1 protein-coding gene is annotated in these 310 nt (G+C 60.0%); it reads right to left on the reverse strand.

What is annotated here, in order from left to right; translation table 11 throughout:
- Nucleotides 1-53 precede the first annotated feature (53 nt).
- On the reverse strand, nucleotides 54-310 hold a 257-nt coding region (locus NE591_RS13850; RefSeq protein WP_305145265.1), incomplete at its 5' end, for a hypothetical protein.

Consider the following 310-nt stretch of genomic DNA (forward strand, 5'->3'; position numbering starts at 1 on the left):
GTCACGTTAATGGGTTTTTTCGCCATGACCTCTCCTTTCTCGTTCAGTATAAGCTAAGCGACGGGCAGCATGGCCGATATCGCAGTGAAGCCGATGCAGACCGCGCTCATGAGCAGCCACCACTTCCAGCAGGTCTTCCACCACTGCTCTAGGCTGATCTTGCACACGGCCAGACCCGCGACAAGGATGGCACTCGTGGGCGCGATGATAGTCATCATGGGCTCGGCCAGGCACAGGGCCGTGAGAGCACCCTCGGGATTCAGTCCCACCAACTCGGTCAGGGGCCCGAAGATGGGCATGGTGAGCGCCG

The sequence above is a fragment of the Adlercreutzia sp. DFI.6.23 genome (genome assembly GCF_024462535.1).
Lineage (GTDB): Bacteria > Actinomycetota > Coriobacteriia > Coriobacteriales > Eggerthellaceae > Adlercreutzia > Adlercreutzia rubneri.